Genomic DNA, 15,902 nt, shown 5'->3' on the forward strand with positions numbered 1-15,902 from the left:
ACAGGTTTTACATCTTTATTCAAGCGCCATGTCTTTCTTTAAATGGACCCCATCCTCTTATAAACAAAAAAAGGCAGGTTTTTAATGATTGCCATTATCGCTCGCCAGAAGGAAGGATAATAAATGAGTTGTTTCTTTTTGCCTAAAGCGTTCCAGCAAGCTTGAGCACAAGCTGCGGGTGGGCCTGCATAAAAGATTCCTGGACGTCCATAGGTTTGGCGCGTATCGATAAAGCCTAAGCGCGCAATAGTAATTTGTTGATTATTGCTCGCCGCTTGTTGCAAACCTTGCAGATACACTTCAATACATGCTTTTGTTGCCCCATAAAGGCTATTTTTAGCACGCCCACGGCAAGCCGCAACTGAGCTCAAATACAGTAAGTGATGTTGTGTTTGTGTTTTTTGCAGATAGGCATTGATACATAGGGCGGTTGCTTGAATATTTATCTGAATTAATTGCTGTATCGATTGCGGAGTTAAATGGTCGTTTTCTGTAAAATCACTATGAGCAATAAATAAATCCAACTCCTGTTCACTCTCATTTAAAATAAAAAGTAAGTCTTCAGGATTATTCATCATATCCACAATAAAAAACTCACAAGAAACCTGATAACGCAGTTGAATATCTTGGGCTATTAGCTGTAATTGTGCTGCTTGGCGGCCAATTAAACGCAAGCGATGGCCTGCCTGAGCGGCTATGTGGGCAAATTTCTCGGCAATAATCGATGTTGCTCCCAAAATAACCCAGGTTCTTTGTGTCATTTTATTATTCCTAAACGTCGAGCCAGATCCGAGCGTGCATAACAGCCATAATGCTTCAGTACAGAAGAAAATTCATTTTGTTTTTCATACATCGTTTGAAATTGCTCTGAATTAAGCAATTGATCTTTAGCTAGATAGACTCGCCCATCACATTCTGTAATCAATTGGTTCATAGCATTTACTGCCTTAATTGCACAGTCATTATGGATAAAATCAACTGCAAGCGTAAAACCAGGTTGGCAAAACGAAAGCAAGCCATACCCTGATTGAGTGAATAGCTTGAGCACAGCAAGGGTTGGTGTTGCTTTGTAATTTCTAATCAATTGTATTAGTTGCTCAAGTATTTCTGCTGCCCGCTCTTGGGAAAATACTGCTTGAAATTGCATTAAGCCTTTAGATCCATAGAGACGATTCCAATGATTTAATTTATCGAGCGGATTATTAAATTGCAAAAGTTCAAGTTCCTCTTCTGTCTTTTGTTTTTTAAAGAATAGAGAATTAAATAATTGCATATTCCATTGGGTAATGCAGTTAAAAGGAAGCTTAGGTACTGTAAATGTTCTGCTTTTGTTGCTAGCAAGAGGAGAGGGGCAATGATCCGCTACAGAAAGCACAGAGCGGGGCGTTGTATGTAATAAGTCCATCCAGGCAACTTGATAATCATGTTCGCGGCTATAATTGATCATGGCTTCGGTTAAGGCGCTAAGCGAGGTAAATCGTTCACGTTTAATCTGGAGCTGGCGAGTTTTTTTTTGTAGCCTAATGGCGGCACGCATAATAATTCCAGTTAGCCCAAGACCTGCAATTGTGGCGTAAAATAACTCTTGATTTTCCTCGGGGCTACAATGTATTCGTTTTGCTCCTAAGAGCAGGTCCAACCAAACAATATGATGACCAAAGCTACCCGCATGAGGATTATTTTTTCCATGAACATCATGGGCTATACTCCCAGCAACGGTGGCATGGATGGTTCCTGGGATTACTGGTGGAATAAATTCTGGATGAACTAAAAATAAATCCTTAATGGGTAAACCGCCCTGGCAGATGACAATGCCTGTTTTTACATCAAAACTGATTAAATGATTGAAACGTTGCGTATCAACAATAAAGCCATCCGTATTGAAGCAGCTGTCGTTATAGCTTAATCCCGCTCCACGAGGAAGCATTGATTGACCTGAATGCTGGGCATTATATTCAATTAACTCTTGCTCATTTTCCGGACGTAAGCATAAAGATTGGCTGAACATTGCATGGCTAAAGTTAGACAGTAGGGTCTTTTTACTGTGCATGTACCATTGCCTATATGATTAGTGATGAAGTAAAACTATAACGATTTAGATAATAATTGGAAAGAAATTCTTGGCTATATTTGGGTTGTAAATACAAATAGTTCGTTTTCATTACAGTTAGTTCTCTAGTCAAAATCTTATTTTTGTTAACTCATTGACGAAGCCCTCTTTTTTATGTCAAATTGCTGAGTCTAAATGGATCAGCTGTTTGATTTTTAATAATATTTTAAAGTATGCAATTTGCATAGAAAAGAAAAAAAACAGTATTAAATTTTAGTATTTTTAGTATGGACCGCTTATGGCTGAGAAAAATGTTTTATCGCAAGAAGAAATAGATGCTCTTCTAAAGTCAGTTGATGAGTCTTCTGAGGAAGAAACGCAAAATGCTGAGTTTCAAGAAACAGCCAAAAAGAAATCTTCCCGCAAAAAAAGTGCTGCTACTAAGAGCGAACTAGATGAGGTAGCAGAAGAGTCTGCTGAGCCTATTATTACCTTTGAAGAGAGTGAGGTAAAAACACTCAATTTTTCCAACCAAGAACGAATTATAAAAGGTAAATTACCTGTTCTTGAGCGAATTTATGACCGCGCAGTGCGTTCATTTGCCGCGGATATTTATCAGTTAACTGCTAAAGACTTCGAGATAACCCAGGATCAATTGCAGATTGTAAAAAATCGTGATTTTATGGAGAGTCTTCCCAACCCCAGTTTGATGCATGTTTATAAATTCAAGCCCTTACGTGGCAAAGGTATTATCATGTTTGATAGTACCTTTGTTTATGATTTAGTAGATTATTATTTTGGTGGTAGCTCTCAGTTCTTTGCCCAAAAAGATCGTACCGATTTTACTGCAACTGAATTACGGGTGATGGATGCCGTTTCTAAAAAACTAGTTGCTGATTTAATGTCGGCTTGGAAACCAATTATCCAATTAGACATTACCAAATTTAATGATGAAACCAACCCTCAACTTGTAAACATCGCCGAACCTGAAGAAACGTTATTGGTGGTTCGTTTTACTTTAGATTTTGGTAAAGAAACAGGAGATTTTTATTTCGTTCTACCTTATTCAATGGTTGAGCCTATTAAAGAGCAATTAGAGTTAGGTGCTGCTCGTCCAGAGGATGAAATTGATCCCAATTGGGTCAAATCCTTAAAAGAGGAGTTAATGGATGTCGAATTAGTTATTAGCTCGGCGATGGCGCATGCAAAAACCACTTTAGGTGGGGTAATGGCTTGGCAAGTAGGGGATTTTATACCAGTAGAAATGAAAGAAATTGTTACTCTGGATATTGAAGGGACACCAGGTTTTACAGCAACTCAGGGTACTGCAGGTGATAAACGCGCTGTAAAGATAATCAAGCATATTAGTTATTAGGGGATTAAGATGGCCGATTCAGCAATGGACCAACCAAAACAAATAAGTGCAACACCTCATGAGACTGACGAAGAAAAAATGGCCTTAATTTCGGACATACCGGTTTCCGTAACGGTGGAAATTGGTCGTACTAAAATGACCATTCGTAATTTGCTGCAATTAAACCAGGGAGGGATTGTGCCTCTTGACCGTTTAGCAGGAGACCCACTTGATGTATTAGTTAATGGCACCTTGGTGGCGCATGGGGAAGTTGTTGTGGTTAACGATAAATTTGGAGTTCGACTAACAGACATCGTGAGTAAGGCTGAGCGGATAAGACGATTAAGATGATTCAGCATGCAATTACTCAGAGCGAGCTCATGCGCATTGTGCTGGGCTTGTTTTCTGTTCTGTTCGTAATCATGGTTTTATCTTGGGTGGTAAAGCGATTGCAAGGAGCACACTTAGGCTCGTCTAAGGGATTTCAGTCTGTTGCCAGTATGATTCTAGGGCCTAAGGAAAAGATCATGTTGTTGAAAGTTGGTACACGATATTTATTACTGGGTTTTGGTTCCGGTCACATCACACTTCTGTATGATTTTGGCGAAGAGTTACCTCCAGGTTTTGATGCACCAAATAAACCTTCATTTGCGGAGCTGCTTAAATCAGCGGTAGTGAAATCATAAGATGAAAATAAAAAGTTATATATTATTGATTGCCTTATTAAGTGTTTTACCTTTTGTAGCACAAGCAGCAAATTCTTTATCTTTGCCTGCAATGACCGTTCAACCGGGTTCTCATGGCGGTGAATCATATAGCGTTAATTTGCAAATCCTAATCTTTATGGCCCTGCTAACGGTCTTACCTGGATTATTGATGGCAATGACTGCATTTACCCGAATTATTATTGTCTTGTCCATTTTACGCCAGGCAATTGGCTTAGCTCAGGCACCCACAAATCAAGTATTAATCGGTATTGCTTTATTTATGACTTATTTTGTGATGGCACCTACATTTAATAAAATTAATGAAACTGCAATCCAACCCTATTTAGCAGAAACCATGGAGTTTCCTCAGGCCATGGCAAATGCGCAAGTGCCATTGCGCCAATTTATGCTCAATCAAACGCGTAAAAACGATTTAGCTTTATTTGAAAAATTTGCTAATAAAGAACCTGCTTCATTAGATGATTTATCAATGGGGGTCATTATTCCAGCCTTTATTACCAGCGAGTTAAAAACAGCCTTTCAAATTGGATTTATTTTATTTTTACCTTTTTTAATTATTGATTTGGTTGTATCAAGCGTATTGATTGCTATGGGGATGATGATGTTATCGCCTTTGATTATTTCACTACCATTTAAAATTATGTTGTTTGTAATGGTGGATGGGTGGACATTAATCCTTGGTTCTTTGGCATCAAGTTTTGCCGTATAACTGTATTTCGCGGCGCTTAGGATATTTTTATGTATTTTTACAGGGAGAGTAGATGACTCCACAGTCAGTTGTATCGATATTTAGTGAAGGTGTTTACATCATGCTGCTGTTGATTACCGTATTAGTGGTGCCAGGGATGCTCATTGGCTTAATTGTGTCTATGTTTCAAGCTGCCACACAAATTAATGAATCAAGTATCAGCTTTATTCCTAAATTATTTGCCACTTTTTTAGTGATGGTATTTGCTGGGCCATGGCTATTAAAAACTATGGTCAACTACACGAATTCTTTGATCAGTAATATTCCTTATTTGATAGGTTAATGCGGCAATGAATATTGATTACCCAACATTAATACGTTACGTAAGCCAAGTTGTCTGGCCATTTGCGCGTGTTGGCGGGTTATTGCTTGCTGTGCCAGTCTTTTCTTCGATACTCATACCAACTCGAGTGAAGATTATTTTTCTTTTTGTTTTAAGCTGGATTTGTTCTGCCTTAGTGCCGCCGGAGCTTAGCTTTCTTAATTTTAATGCGGCTTATCCTTTTTATATCGCTCAGGAATTGTTATTAGGCATGCTCATGGGCTTTGTGTTGCAACTGTCTTTCCAAGTATTTATTTTAGGTGGGCAAATTATTTCCATGCAAACAGGGATGGGGTTTGCGGTGATGGTTGATCCTGCTAGTAAGGCAAGCGTTCCCTTAGTGGGGCAGCTTTATTTAATGATGATGACCTTAATTTTTTTAGCTTTGAATGGCCATTTACTAATCGTTGAAACACTAATGGATAGTTTTAGAACGATGCCTATAGGCAAGACCTCGGTAAGTTCTACTATGCTATGGAATGTTATTACTTTTTCAGGATGGATGTTTAAAAAAGCGTTGCTAATTTCTATTCCTGCTTTATTGTCTTTACTCATCGTTAGTTTATCATTTGGGGTTATGGCACGCGCCGCGCCTCAGTTGAATATTTTCTCTTTAGGTTTTCCTATTACTTTAGTAATGGGGGTTGTAGTAATTAAAATTGGTTTGCCCAATGTGGCAGCTCAGATGACAGATATTATTGATGATGGAATACGCTTTGTAGTAGGGATGTTACGTTAATGTCAGAACAAGAAAACGACGAAAAGACTGAACAGCCCTCACCCAAACGGCTTAAAGAAGCGCGTGAAAAAGGTCAGGTTGCTCGTTCAAAAGACTTTAATACTACCTTTGCTTTATTGTTTACAGCAGTAGGTTTTCTGGTCTTTGGTAAACAGTTGTCAACGCAATTAGCATTGATGATGCGTCATGCTTTTGAGTTTGATACGGAAGTAATTATCACCTCTATCGTCAGCATGGAGCGCTTATTCTTTTTAACTAAAATGGGTATATGGGCATTATTTCCGCTGTTGACGGTTATTTTCTTTGTTTCTCTAGCCGCACCCCTTTTAATGGGAGGCTGGGTATTTAGTGGCCAAGTTGTTAAGCCAAAGTTTTCACGCTTGAATGTGTTGCAAGGTTTGAAGCGTATGGTATCGCTTAAAAACTTTGTTGAAATGATTAAGTCCTTTTTTAAATTTGTTCTCGTTGCCCTAGTTGCTATTGTGGTACTTAACTTGCAAGTCCCTATGCTGCTTGCCTTGGCGCATACTCCCATTGAAATAGCAATTAATACGGGAGCCCTGATCGTTATCAAATCCTTTCTTTGGGTTTCTGCAAGCCTGCTTTTAATTGCTGCAGTGGATGTACCTTTTCAACTATATCAACATAACAAAAGCTTGAAAATGACGAAACAAGAGCTACGCGAAGAGTATAAAGACACGGAAGGTAAGCCAGAAATTAAAAATGCTATTCGTCGCGCTCAACAAGAAATTGCCAGACGACGGATGATGGCTGAGTTACCCAAAGCCAGTGTGGTATTAACTAACCCAACTCATTATGCCGTGGCGCTGATGTATAAGGAAAAGGGAAGTAAAGCGCCTGTTGTCATTGCTAAAGGAAAAAATTTAGTCGCTTTTCAAATTAATGGAGTTGCCAAAGAGCATGACATTCCAATCATCTCTGTGCCTCCGCTAGCGCGAGCACTTTATTTCTCCACCAAATTGAATGCAGAAATTCCCCGAGGACTTTATGTTGCAGTAGCGCAAGTATTAGCTTACGTATTTCAACTACGCGATAAAAAGCGCTATGACCATAAGCCGGAGATATTACAGAATGTGCCTATTCCACCTGAATTAGCGCGTGAGGAGGATGTTTAATGAGTAATACCAAAAGTGCTTGGCAACACGTTCAGTTTTGGATGCGTCAGGGCTTAGGCACGCCACTTATGTTGGTGGTTATGCTTGGCATGATGATATTGCCCTTGCCGCCATTTTTACTTGATGTATTTTTTACCTTTAATATCGCCTTATCTTTAGTAGTTTTACTGGCAGTAATTTATAGTGAAAGACCTTTGGATTTTGCTGTATTTCCTACGGTTATCTTGCTTGCTACCTTACTTCGTTTAGCGCTAAACGTTGCTTCTACCCGAGTTGTTTTATTGAATGGGCATAATGGGACAGATGCCGCCGGACATGTGATTCAGTCATTTGGTGAAGTGGTTATTGGCGGTAATTATACTGTGGGTTTAGTAGTATTTATGATTTTGCTCGTAATTAACTTTGTGGTGGTCACCAAAGGGGCTGGTCGTGTCTCGGAAGTCAGTGCTCGCTTCACTTTAGACTCTCTGCCAGGAAAGCAAATGGCAATTGATGCTGATTTGAATGCCGGCCTAATTAATCAAGAGCAGGCAATAAAACGTCGACTGGAAGTAGCCCAAGAGGCTGATTTTTATGGTTCGATGGATGGTGCGAGTAAATTCGTGCGCGGAGATGCTGTTGCAGGAATACTAATTCTTGTGGTGAATATTATTGGTGGCTTAATCATTGGTGTATTCCAACACAGTATGAGTATTTCAGATGCTTTGCACAATTATATTTTGTTAACCATTGGTGATGGTTTAGTTGCACAAGTACCTTCATTAGTTTTATCGACAGCAGCCGCAATTATTGTCACGCGTGTTTCCAGTGCACAAAACATGGGGCATGCAGTTATTTCTCAGGTTGTTGCTAACCCGCGTTCTTTAATTATTGCCTCAGCGATTTTGGGGGTGATTGGTATAATCCCTGGAATGCCGCATGTCGCATTTGTACTCTTGTCCGTAGGACTTGCTGGGATGGCTTATTTATTTGCGCAACAGGAAAAAGAAAAACAGAAGAAGAAAGTGGTCAAAGAAAGCGAAGCGCCCACAGCCCAAACTCCAAGTATGTCAACCGAATTATCATGGGATGATGTAAATCCTGTTGATGTGATTAGCCTTGAAGTAGGTTATCGATTGATACCGTTAGTTGATAACTCTCAGGGTGGTGTTTTGCTCGCGCGTATTAAAGGGATACGTAAAAAAATATCGCAAGAATTAGGCTTTTTAATTCCTTCGGTGCATGTGCGCGATAACCTGGATTTAAAACCCAATCAATATCGAATTAGTCTGGCTGGGGTCATCATGGGAGAGGCAATTATCCATCCTGATCGTTCTTTGGCAATTAACTCAGGGCAAGTGTTTGGTGAGTTGGATGGAATTAAAGGTCGTGATCCTGCGTTTGGTATGGAAGCAGTATGGATTACGGAAGGGCAAAAAGAACAGGCTCATACTCTAGGCTATACGGTGGTAGATGTTTCTACTGTAGTGGCCACGCATTTAAGTCAAATTTTGGAACGTAATAGCCAACAGCTGTTGGGCTATGAAGAAACACAGCAATTATTAGATAAGCTTGCAATTTCTTCGCCGAAGTTGGTGAAAGAGCTCGTACCCGATGGATTAACTTTAGGAATGGTCAATAAGGTTCTTCAAGGACTACTTGCAGAACATATACCATTAACTGATATCCGCACGATTGTTGAAACGTTAGCAGAAATGGCGCCAAAGTCCAAAGACAGTGAATTTTTAATTAGCCAAGTACGCATTGCCTTATCGCGATTGATTACGCAAAAAATAAGTGGCATGAATGAAGAGCTACCCATTATTACGTTAAAACCGGAGCTGGAACAACTGCTGCAGAACACAATTCAAAGTGGTAATTCCAACGGAGTAAGTTTTGAGCCTGGCATGGCTGACAAAATACAGCATTCTTTAGCGCAGTTGGCAATGCAACAGCAAGCAAAGCAAGAAAGTTCCGTATTAGTCGTTCAGCCGGGAATTCGCTCTGTACTGGCTCGATTTGTACGTAATATATCCCATGATTTCCATGTTTTGTCTTATCAGGAAATTCCTGATAATAAACAAATAAGAATCATTGGCACCGTGGGGTAAGTAATATAGAATTTTTGTAATTAGATCAGTTTGTAAGTTGGATCAGGGGCCCAACCTGCAATTATAAACATTAATCGCATGAAGTTAGGCCAGGGGGCTGACTTTTTACAATTTTTCAGGTAAATAGTTGTTTTATATAAAAAAACGGAAGTAGTACTTAATTTTTAATATTGACGATTGGGTACGCGTCATAGCAGGGGGAGCTTTATGAAATTAAAACGATTTGTCGCCGCAGATACACGAACAGCAATGCAGCAAATTAAGGCGACATTTGGTTCTGATGCAGTTATTTTATCCAGTAGTGATGTTGATGGTGGCGTTGAAATTGTTGCAGCGATTGATTTTGACGAAACGATTCTTTCTACTGAGGCTGCGGTTGCATGTGCAGAACCACCAAGTCAGGTCGATAAATTCCAAACACAAACACCATTTGATGATTTGCGTATGGAAATCCAAACTCTGCGTGGCATGCTTGAAGCTCAATTAAGAGGCGGAAGTGTCGGAGGAAGTACTGAGCCTCTGCATACTGTATTATTACAAAAACTATTATATCTTGGAGTTAGCCCAACAACGGCGGCGGCATGGACACGCTCGGTGCGTCCCGATTTAAATCAACAACGCGCATGGCAAGCTGTTCTGACCCATATCACTGAGCAACTACCCATTCGCGATACTCGTCGCATCGAAGAGGGTGGCATCTATGCCTTTTTAGGACCTACAGGCGTTGGTAAAACAACAACTCTTGCCAAGATTGGTGCACGCTTCGCTCTACGTTTTGGCGCAGATAAATTAGGTATGGTTACTATGGATACCTACCGTATGGCAGCACAAGAACAATTAATGCTTTATGGAAAAATTTTAGGTGTGCAAGTGTGTCTTGCGAACGACGAAGTGTCTTTATCTCGAGTGTTGCGTCAGTTAAGTGATAAAAAACTTATTCTAATCGATACCGCCGGAATGAATCCTTCAGATGAACGCGTTATCCGTCAAATGCAAATTTTAAGCAACCATATGCAATCCATTTCTAAAGTATTGGTGCTTCCGGCAACAAGTCATTATCAAGTGCTTGTTGATGCCATTCATCGTTATGAAACAAACTGCGTTGATCAATGTATTTTAACTAAACTGGATGAGGCCCAGGCAATTGGAGGTGCTTTAAGTGCTGCAATTGAAACAGGATTACGCATTAGTTATTTAACACATGGGCAACGTGTTCCTGAAGATATTAAATTAGCCACACGCCATCAGCTTGTTGAATTATTTGCTCAGCAAGAACAGCAACTATTTCCAGTAGAAGCGAACTACATGAGTAAAGAGCGGCAGCCTGCTGGGAGAGAATATTATGTTGAGAGTTAATGATATTATTGGCGATCAAGCTTCGGGCCTGAGAAGTTTATCTCGAGTGAAGCCAATGAACATCATTGCAGTTACCGCAGGTAAGGGTGGGGTAGGCAAGAGCAATGTTTCGGTGAATTTAGCTGTTGCTTTGTCCCAGCTTAATCATAAGGTGATGTTACTGGATGCTGATTTAGGCTTAGGTAACATCGATATTATGTTGGGCTTGCATACTAAATATGATTTGTCGCATGTGATCCAGGGTGCTTGTCAATTAAATGATGTGATTTTGCAAGGACCTAATGGCTTAAAAATAATTCCAGCAGCTTCTGGTACTGAGTTTATGGCACAGCTTGGCAGTCGGCAGCATGCCGGAATTATTGATGCATTTAATCAGCTTACAGAAGATCTGGATTATTTGATCATTGATACGGCTGCAGGGATTTCGGATACAGTCTTAAGTTTTACACGTTCGGCGCAGGAATTGCTCGTAGTTGTTTGTGATGAACCAACCTCACTTACCGATGCTTATGCATTAATTAAAGTAATGAGTAAGCGTTATGGGTGGCCAAATTTTCATATTGTGGCCAATATGGTTCGTAATGAGAAAGATGGACGTGATTTATTTAATAAATTATTCCGAGTTTCCGAGCAATTTCTTGAGGTTAAGCTAGACTATTTAGGAGCGATACCGTTTGATGAACATATTCATAAGGCGGTTAAAAATCAAAAACCTGTACTAATGGCTTATCCAGACTCCAACGCTGCGGCCTCTATCAGAGAAATTGCTGCAGGTGTAGCCAATTGGCCATTAAAGTCATTATTAGGTGGCAATACAAGTTTCTTTTTAGAGCGTTTAGTGATGGATGAAGTATAAATTTGATGAGTGGTTTGCGATAAGGAGAGTGTCGTGGATGCTTTGGCTGCTTACAGCAAAGTAAATCAACAAATCCAGGAAACGCTGGTAAAGAATCATGCCTTGTTAGTGAAGCGCATTGCGCATCACTTGTTGGGCCGCTTACCAAGTAGTGTTCAGTTGGATGATTTAATTCAGGCTGGGATGCTTGGGTTGTTAGAGGCGACAAGACATTATGATTCCTCCAAAGGCGCTTCATTTGAAACTTATGCTGGAATTCGCATTAGAGGATACATGCTTGATGAGGTTAGACGAAATGATTGGGTTCCGCGTTCCGTATATCGAAACTCAAGAATGATTTCTGAAGCAGTAAAGCATGTAGAACATCAGCTTGGGCGAGAAGCAAAAGATTTTGAAATTGCTGCCGAGTTGGGTATTTCACTTAATGAATATCATGAAATGCTACAAGATTCAGCCAGTAGTCACTTATATGGTTTTGAAGATTTAGGCGTTACAGACGATGCATTACAAGGAGAGGAAGGACAAACCTCCACCGAACCTCATGCAAACGTGTTTCATAATGATTTAATGAGTCGTTTGTCTGAGGTTATAAAAGGGTTACCCCATAAAGAGCAAATGGTTCTGTCTTTATATTATGAACATGATTTGAATTTGAAAGAAATTGGGGAGGTTCTAGGAGTAAGTGAGTCACGTGTTTCACAAATTCTTAGTCAAGCAACACATCGTGTTAAATCGCGATTACCGGAATAGTAGGGAATAGTAGACGTATGGATGCACTAACACTTATGGGTCTTTTGACCAGTTTTCTCGCCATCATCATTGGACAAATGCTTGAAGGTGGTAATATTAGCTCATTATTAAACCTTTCTGCCTTGCTTATTGTTGTTGGTGGTACGATAGGGGCGGTGCTTGTGCAGTCACCCTTACATACCTTTAAGCGGGCAATAAAAATATTACCTTGGATTTTTAAACCACCTCATCTCGATTTCGAAGCATGCAGAACGCGAATGTTTGAATTAGCGCGGAAGGCTCGCCAGCTAGGGATGCTCTCTTTGGAAGATCATCTAGAAGTTGAAAAAACACCACTGATTAATAAGGGATTAGAGTTATTAGTCATCGGGGTAGATAAGCAGACGATTAGACAAGTTTTAGAGGCGGAAATCGATCGCATTGAGCATAATAATTTACGTGCAGCCCATGTTTATGAAAGTATGGGAGGATATAGCCCAACTTTAGGAATCTTGGGGGCGGTCCTTGGATTAATTCAGGTCATGCGTCACTTAGCTCAGCCAAGCGAATTAGGTGCGGGTATTGCCGTGGCCTTCGTTGCTACAGTGTATGGCGTTGGGTTAGCGAACTTAGTTTTTTTACCCATAGCAAATAAGTTAAGAGCCTGCATTGCACGTCAGGTCCATTACGATGAGATGATTGTTGAAGGAATGGTTTCTATTGCTGCGAGCGAAAGTCCCGGCATTTTATTGTTAAAACTTAATAATTTTGGACAGCAAAAGAAAAATGAGATCAAGAAAATCAAAGACTGAGGAACATGTAGACCACCATCGTTGGGTTATTTCATACGCTGATTTCATTACTTTACTGTTTGCATTTTTTGTGGTGATGTATGCAATTTCATCTGTGAACACCGCAAAGTACAAATCGCTTTCCGAGGGAATGAAATCAGCCTTTAATAAGATGGATAAAGAGCACGAGGAACAGTCTAAAGAAGATCAAAAAAAAGGTCCTCATACTAAGAAAGTCTATGGACAGTACCAAGATGGTTTAGATGAAATAAATCAATCTTTATCGGAATTAGAAGATAAAAACTATAAGATTAATCGACAAAAAGGTTGGATTGAATTAGACATCAAATCGGGTGCTTTATTTGGGTCGGGTGATGTGGATCTCAAGGCTGATGCATTAGTCAAATTGATGCGGCTTGCTGGAAAGCTTAAAAAATCACATGCTATTGTTTCTATAGAAGGGTATACTGACAACATGCCCATAGAAACACCGCAGTACCCATCAAACTGGGAACTTTCAGCAGCTCGAGCAGCCGCAGTAGGGCGCGTTTTAAACTCTTATGGTATTGATACGAGCCGCTTGATGGTAACAGGATATGGAGAGCAGTATCCTATATCTGATAATACTTCAGATGTAGGTAGGGCATTAAATCGCAGGGTAAGCATCATTATTGCTGTGGACAGAAATAATAAACGTCTTCTTAATCCAGCGTTAAATAATAAACAGCTTCATAGTGTCGTTGTAGGGAAATAAGGAAATAAAATGATAAATAGTGTTATTGTGAGTTTAAATGTAGGGCTCTTCGTGCTGTATGCTAATTTTTTATGGGCCCAACGTAAAAAAATGATAGGACTTGAAGAACGTATGGAAAGTCTTGCTAAGTCTGTAGAGCAAATTGCAAAAGATCATCCTGTTTTGATTCATGCGGATTTATTATTCTCCAAACAACTTAAAGAGTTAAACTCACAATTAGCCAGTATGGACGGCCAAATCCAGGCTTTAGAAAATAAACGTGATAATGATGGTGGTTACCAGCATGCAATGAAAATTTTAGAAATGGGTGGTAATCGTGAAGAGATTGTTGATAGTTGTCACCTTTCTCCAGCAGAAGCAGAATTTCTAATGAACTTGCAGGCTTATCGTGCTGCAATGAAAACCGTTTAATCATCAAATCAATGTAGCCCGTATTAGCGTAATACGGGTAACTATTTTAAATTAAATCGATAATATTTGTCTAAGTGCTCTCACTAATAAAGAGTTTTCGCTCCTCCATTTATTTCTTAATAGTTTGCTAACGGTATTTAAGCAGCCATCTTATCTTAAATAAATCTATGTTTTTCGCCCTTTGAGTTTAAATTTAAACCTTTATGCTGCAATTGTGAGCTATATTTTAAGGATACTTATGGAGAGAGACCTAATATGAGCACTGATAAAATAGATATACAGATTCATACGGAAAGTAATAGTAACAATAGTCTTTACTTTCGCTCAGAAACAAGAAGCCCGGACGAAATTTTCAATAATGGAATGTCGGCGCGTAATTTAGAGGACATTCTAGAATATAATAAAGAAACTTGGTGGTATTCTGCTGTTAAAGGAAAGTTATTTAAAAATAATTTAGGTTATAATCTGTCTGCAACCGATGCAGATACACACCAGTGTGTTAGTTTAACTACTAAGTTTGAGAGTTCTGCTGTTTTCCCTTTAAATAGTACCCATAACTTTCCAACTTCTTTAAAAGAAGGAGAAACTTATGTGTATTTTATATCCCTTCCAAAAGCTCTTAAAGTAGACTATGAAACTAAAGAACGTGATATTTATGTTATGTCTTCCTTGCCAGGTGATGTAGAGAAGTATAAGAATTCCTATATATTTATTAAAGGCTCAACTAATATTTGGCATATCACGCGCTCAGGCGTACTTAAAAGAGCAATACCTTCTTCATATGATCCAATATTTTATATGAAGGAATTAGATGATTTATATAAGAAAACTGAGGCAGACTTATACAATTATGATGAAGGAATCTCTTTGCAGTCTCAAGAAATAGCTGTCGACGAATTTTGGGTTTTTTTGGTTCGGACTAGTGATGCTTATGGAAAACAAGGTTTAGAAATAGAAAGTTCAAATTTGCCAGTAGAAAAACAAGTAATCGATTTACACAGTTTGCAAACGGCTCAGACCGGCAATATTACTAAAAATTTAATTAAACAGGGGTTATTTCGCAAATATGCTCATTTGAGTAGTGAAAATATTGGATGGCCCTTATATGCATATGAGGCAGTAGCCTTGACGGTTCCGAAAGAAAATATTATAGGTGCTGTACTAGTTAGTAGAACGTCAGCAAAAATAAAGGAGTTTGAGCCCCTGGTGACAGGAGCTACGCCTAATAAATCTATAACTAGAAGATTTAAAATTGAAGGAGAATTTATTGTAAATCCAAATTTCACAGGAGATGAAGTAATCAAAGAGCGAGCTATAAAAATAGTTAATGACTTTAAGGCAAAAGAGGGATGTGAGCTTGTGAGAATGTCAACTGATCCCACACTACAAAATATAAGCCAAATTAACCGAAATCAATATATTATAACTGAAGAAGGACTTTGGTATTTTGATTGTGCAGAATATAATCTGGAGAAATTAGATTTGGGCGAAAAAACCCCATCCTCTCTACTAGAAGAATTAAAATTGGATTCAAATGTTAGTAGGACTGCAACTAAAGAAGAGCTTGAGCAAATCACATCCTATACAGGTCATAAGGCAGATGAAGGGATAGAAACACCAACCGTTTATTATGGGCTAGGTGGAAAAACGTTTTGATTAGCTGAAGCTTTAAAGTCGTTGTCATTTGAGCGAAGCTGTAATGTTGCACCGCCAGTAACAGAAACAGCAATAAATAATATGACCCATGATAAGAGATACGTTTGGTTCGATCATGGGTCGATGCTGTTTTCACACTAGCCTTGTGTGCTTACAACGAAGGAAGTTCTGGTTGTAAGCAA

At 39.2% G+C, this 15,902-nt stretch carries 17 protein-coding genes; 15 read left to right on the top strand and 2 right to left on the bottom strand.

Features of this window, described 5'->3' with window-relative positions:
* Positions 1-38: 38 nt before the first annotated feature.
* Positions 39-761 carry an SDR family NAD(P)-dependent oxidoreductase gene (locus BN3124_RS10900; RefSeq protein ID WP_058534828.1) on the bottom strand — a complete coding sequence of 241 codons (723 nt, stop codon included), beginning with the start codon at positions 759-761 and terminating at the stop codon, positions 39-41.
* Positions 758-2,050 carry an FAD-binding oxidoreductase gene (locus tag BN3124_RS10905; protein ID WP_058534829.1) on the bottom strand — a complete coding sequence of 431 codons (1,293 nt, stop codon included), beginning with the start codon at positions 2,048-2,050 and terminating at the stop codon, positions 758-760. Before BN3124_RS10905 ends, BN3124_RS10900 begins: the two co-directional genes overlap by 4 nt.
* Before the next feature lie 298 nt (positions 2,051-2,348).
* Between BN3124_RS10905 and fliM the strand changes: the two genes are divergently transcribed.
* The 15 genes from fliM to BN3124_RS10980 all read left to right on the top strand — a co-directional run bounded on the left by fliM (position 2,349) and on the right by BN3124_RS10980 (position 15,720).
* Positions 2,349-3,425 carry a flagellar motor switch protein FliM gene (gene fliM / locus BN3124_RS10910; RefSeq protein ID WP_058534830.1) on the top strand — a complete coding sequence of 359 codons (1,077 nt, stop codon included), beginning with the start codon at positions 2,349-2,351 and terminating at the stop codon, positions 3,423-3,425.
* Between the two features lie 24 nt (positions 3,426-3,449).
* Positions 3,450-3,755, top strand: a complete 306-nt coding sequence (fliN, locus tag BN3124_RS10915) for a flagellar motor switch protein FliN (RefSeq protein WP_230849161.1) — start codon at positions 3,450-3,452, stop codon at positions 3,753-3,755.
* On the top strand, positions 3,752-4,090 hold the full coding sequence (gene fliO, locus BN3124_RS10920; protein ID WP_149865251.1) for a flagellar biosynthetic protein FliO: 339 nt from the start codon (positions 3,752-3,754) through the stop codon (positions 4,088-4,090). The genes fliN and fliO overlap by 4 nt, the downstream gene beginning before the upstream one ends.
* Position 4,091: 1 nt before the next feature.
* Positions 4,092-4,841 carry a flagellar type III secretion system pore protein FliP gene (gene fliP / locus BN3124_RS10925; protein WP_058534832.1) on the top strand — a complete coding sequence of 250 codons (750 nt, stop codon included), beginning with the start codon at positions 4,092-4,094 and terminating at the stop codon, positions 4,839-4,841.
* 52 nt (positions 4,842-4,893) lie between these two features.
* Positions 4,894-5,163 carry a flagellar biosynthesis protein FliQ gene (fliQ, locus tag BN3124_RS10930; protein WP_058534833.1) on the top strand — a complete coding sequence of 90 codons (270 nt, stop codon included), beginning with the start codon at positions 4,894-4,896 and terminating at the stop codon, positions 5,161-5,163.
* Positions 5,164-5,170: 7 nt separating this feature from the next.
* Positions 5,171-5,941 carry a flagellar biosynthetic protein FliR gene (gene fliR, locus BN3124_RS10935; RefSeq protein WP_058534834.1) on the top strand — a complete coding sequence of 257 codons (771 nt, stop codon included), beginning with the start codon at positions 5,171-5,173 and terminating at the stop codon, positions 5,939-5,941.
* Positions 5,941-7,077 (top strand): flagellar biosynthesis protein FlhB, encoded by a 1,137-nt coding sequence (gene flhB / locus BN3124_RS10940; protein ID WP_058534835.1) that lies wholly within the window; start codon positions 5,941-5,943, stop codon positions 7,075-7,077. Before fliR ends, flhB begins: the two co-directional genes overlap by 1 nt.
* Positions 7,077-9,167: a flagellar biosynthesis protein FlhA gene (gene flhA, locus BN3124_RS10945; RefSeq protein ID WP_058534836.1), complete on the top strand. Its 2,091-nt coding sequence runs from the start codon at positions 7,077-7,079 to the stop codon at positions 9,165-9,167. Before flhB ends, flhA begins: the two co-directional genes overlap by 1 nt.
* Positions 9,168-9,374: 207 nt before the next feature.
* Positions 9,375-10,523, top strand: coding sequence for a flagellar biosynthesis GTPase FlhF (gene flhF / locus BN3124_RS10950; RefSeq protein WP_058534837.1), 1,149 nt, complete (start codon positions 9,375-9,377; stop codon positions 10,521-10,523).
* Positions 10,510-11,379, top strand: coding sequence for a MinD/ParA family protein (locus BN3124_RS10955; RefSeq protein WP_058534838.1), 870 nt, complete (start codon positions 10,510-10,512; stop codon positions 11,377-11,379). Before flhF ends, BN3124_RS10955 begins: the two co-directional genes overlap by 14 nt.
* A 33-nt stretch (positions 11,380-11,412) precedes the next feature.
* Entirely contained in the window at positions 11,413-12,129 is a 717-nt protein-coding gene (locus tag BN3124_RS10960; protein ID WP_058534839.1) for an RNA polymerase sigma factor FliA, read from the top strand.
* Positions 12,130-12,146: 17 nt separating this feature from the next.
* On the top strand, positions 12,147-12,920 hold the full coding sequence (locus BN3124_RS10965; protein ID WP_058534840.1) for a flagellar motor protein: 774 nt from the start codon (positions 12,147-12,149) through the stop codon (positions 12,918-12,920).
* Positions 12,895-13,653, top strand: a complete 759-nt coding sequence (locus BN3124_RS10970; protein ID WP_058534841.1) for a flagellar motor protein MotB — start codon at positions 12,895-12,897, stop codon at positions 13,651-13,653. The genes BN3124_RS10965 and BN3124_RS10970 overlap by 26 nt, the downstream gene beginning before the upstream one ends.
* 12 nt (positions 13,654-13,665) lie before the next feature.
* The gene (locus BN3124_RS10975; RefSeq protein ID WP_196398938.1) at positions 13,666-14,064 is read left to right on the top strand and encodes a DUF2802 domain-containing protein; all 399 of its coding nucleotides are present in this window, start codon (positions 13,666-13,668) and stop codon (positions 14,062-14,064) included.
* Between the two features lie 255 nt (positions 14,065-14,319).
* A complete protein-coding gene (locus BN3124_RS10980; protein ID WP_058534843.1) occupies positions 14,320-15,720 on the top strand; it encodes a hypothetical protein in 1,401 nt (466 codons plus the stop codon).
* Positions 15,721-15,902 lie beyond the last annotated feature (182 nt).

The organism is Legionella saoudiensis, assembly GCF_001465875.1.
Classification (GTDB): domain Bacteria; phylum Pseudomonadota; class Gammaproteobacteria; order Legionellales; family Legionellaceae; genus Legionella; species Legionella saoudiensis.

Coding starts and splice junctions, on each gene's coding strand:
- BN3124_RS10900 (WP_058534828.1), bottom strand. CDS start 761: ATGACACAAAGAACCTGGGTTATTTTGGGAGCAACATCGATTATTGCC.
- BN3124_RS10905 (WP_058534829.1), bottom strand. CDS start 2,050: ATGCACAGTAAAAAGACCCTACTGTCTAACTTTAGCCATGCAATGTTC.
- fliM (WP_058534830.1), top strand. CDS start 2,349: ATGGCTGAGAAAAATGTTTTATCGCAAGAAGAAATAGATGCTCTTCTA.
- fliN (WP_230849161.1), top strand. CDS start 3,450: ATGGACCAACCAAAACAAATAAGTGCAACACCTCATGAGACTGACGAA.
- fliO (WP_149865251.1), top strand. CDS start 3,752: ATGATTCAGCATGCAATTACTCAGAGCGAGCTCATGCGCATTGTGCTG.
- fliP (WP_058534832.1), top strand. CDS start 4,092: ATGAAAATAAAAAGTTATATATTATTGATTGCCTTATTAAGTGTTTTA.
- fliQ (WP_058534833.1), top strand. CDS start 4,894: ATGACTCCACAGTCAGTTGTATCGATATTTAGTGAAGGTGTTTACATC.
- fliR (WP_058534834.1), top strand. CDS start 5,171: ATGAATATTGATTACCCAACATTAATACGTTACGTAAGCCAAGTTGTC.
- flhB (WP_058534835.1), top strand. CDS start 5,941: ATGTCAGAACAAGAAAACGACGAAAAGACTGAACAGCCCTCACCCAAA.
- flhA (WP_058534836.1), top strand. CDS start 7,077: ATGAGTAATACCAAAAGTGCTTGGCAACACGTTCAGTTTTGGATGCGT.
- flhF (WP_058534837.1), top strand. CDS start 9,375: ATGAAATTAAAACGATTTGTCGCCGCAGATACACGAACAGCAATGCAG.
- BN3124_RS10955 (WP_058534838.1), top strand. CDS start 10,510: ATGTTGAGAGTTAATGATATTATTGGCGATCAAGCTTCGGGCCTGAGA.
- BN3124_RS10965 (WP_058534840.1), top strand. CDS start 12,147: ATGGATGCACTAACACTTATGGGTCTTTTGACCAGTTTTCTCGCCATC.
- BN3124_RS10970 (WP_058534841.1), top strand. CDS start 12,895: ATGAGATCAAGAAAATCAAAGACTGAGGAACATGTAGACCACCATCGT.
- BN3124_RS10980 (WP_058534843.1), top strand. CDS start 14,320: ATGAGCACTGATAAAATAGATATACAGATTCATACGGAAAGTAATAGT.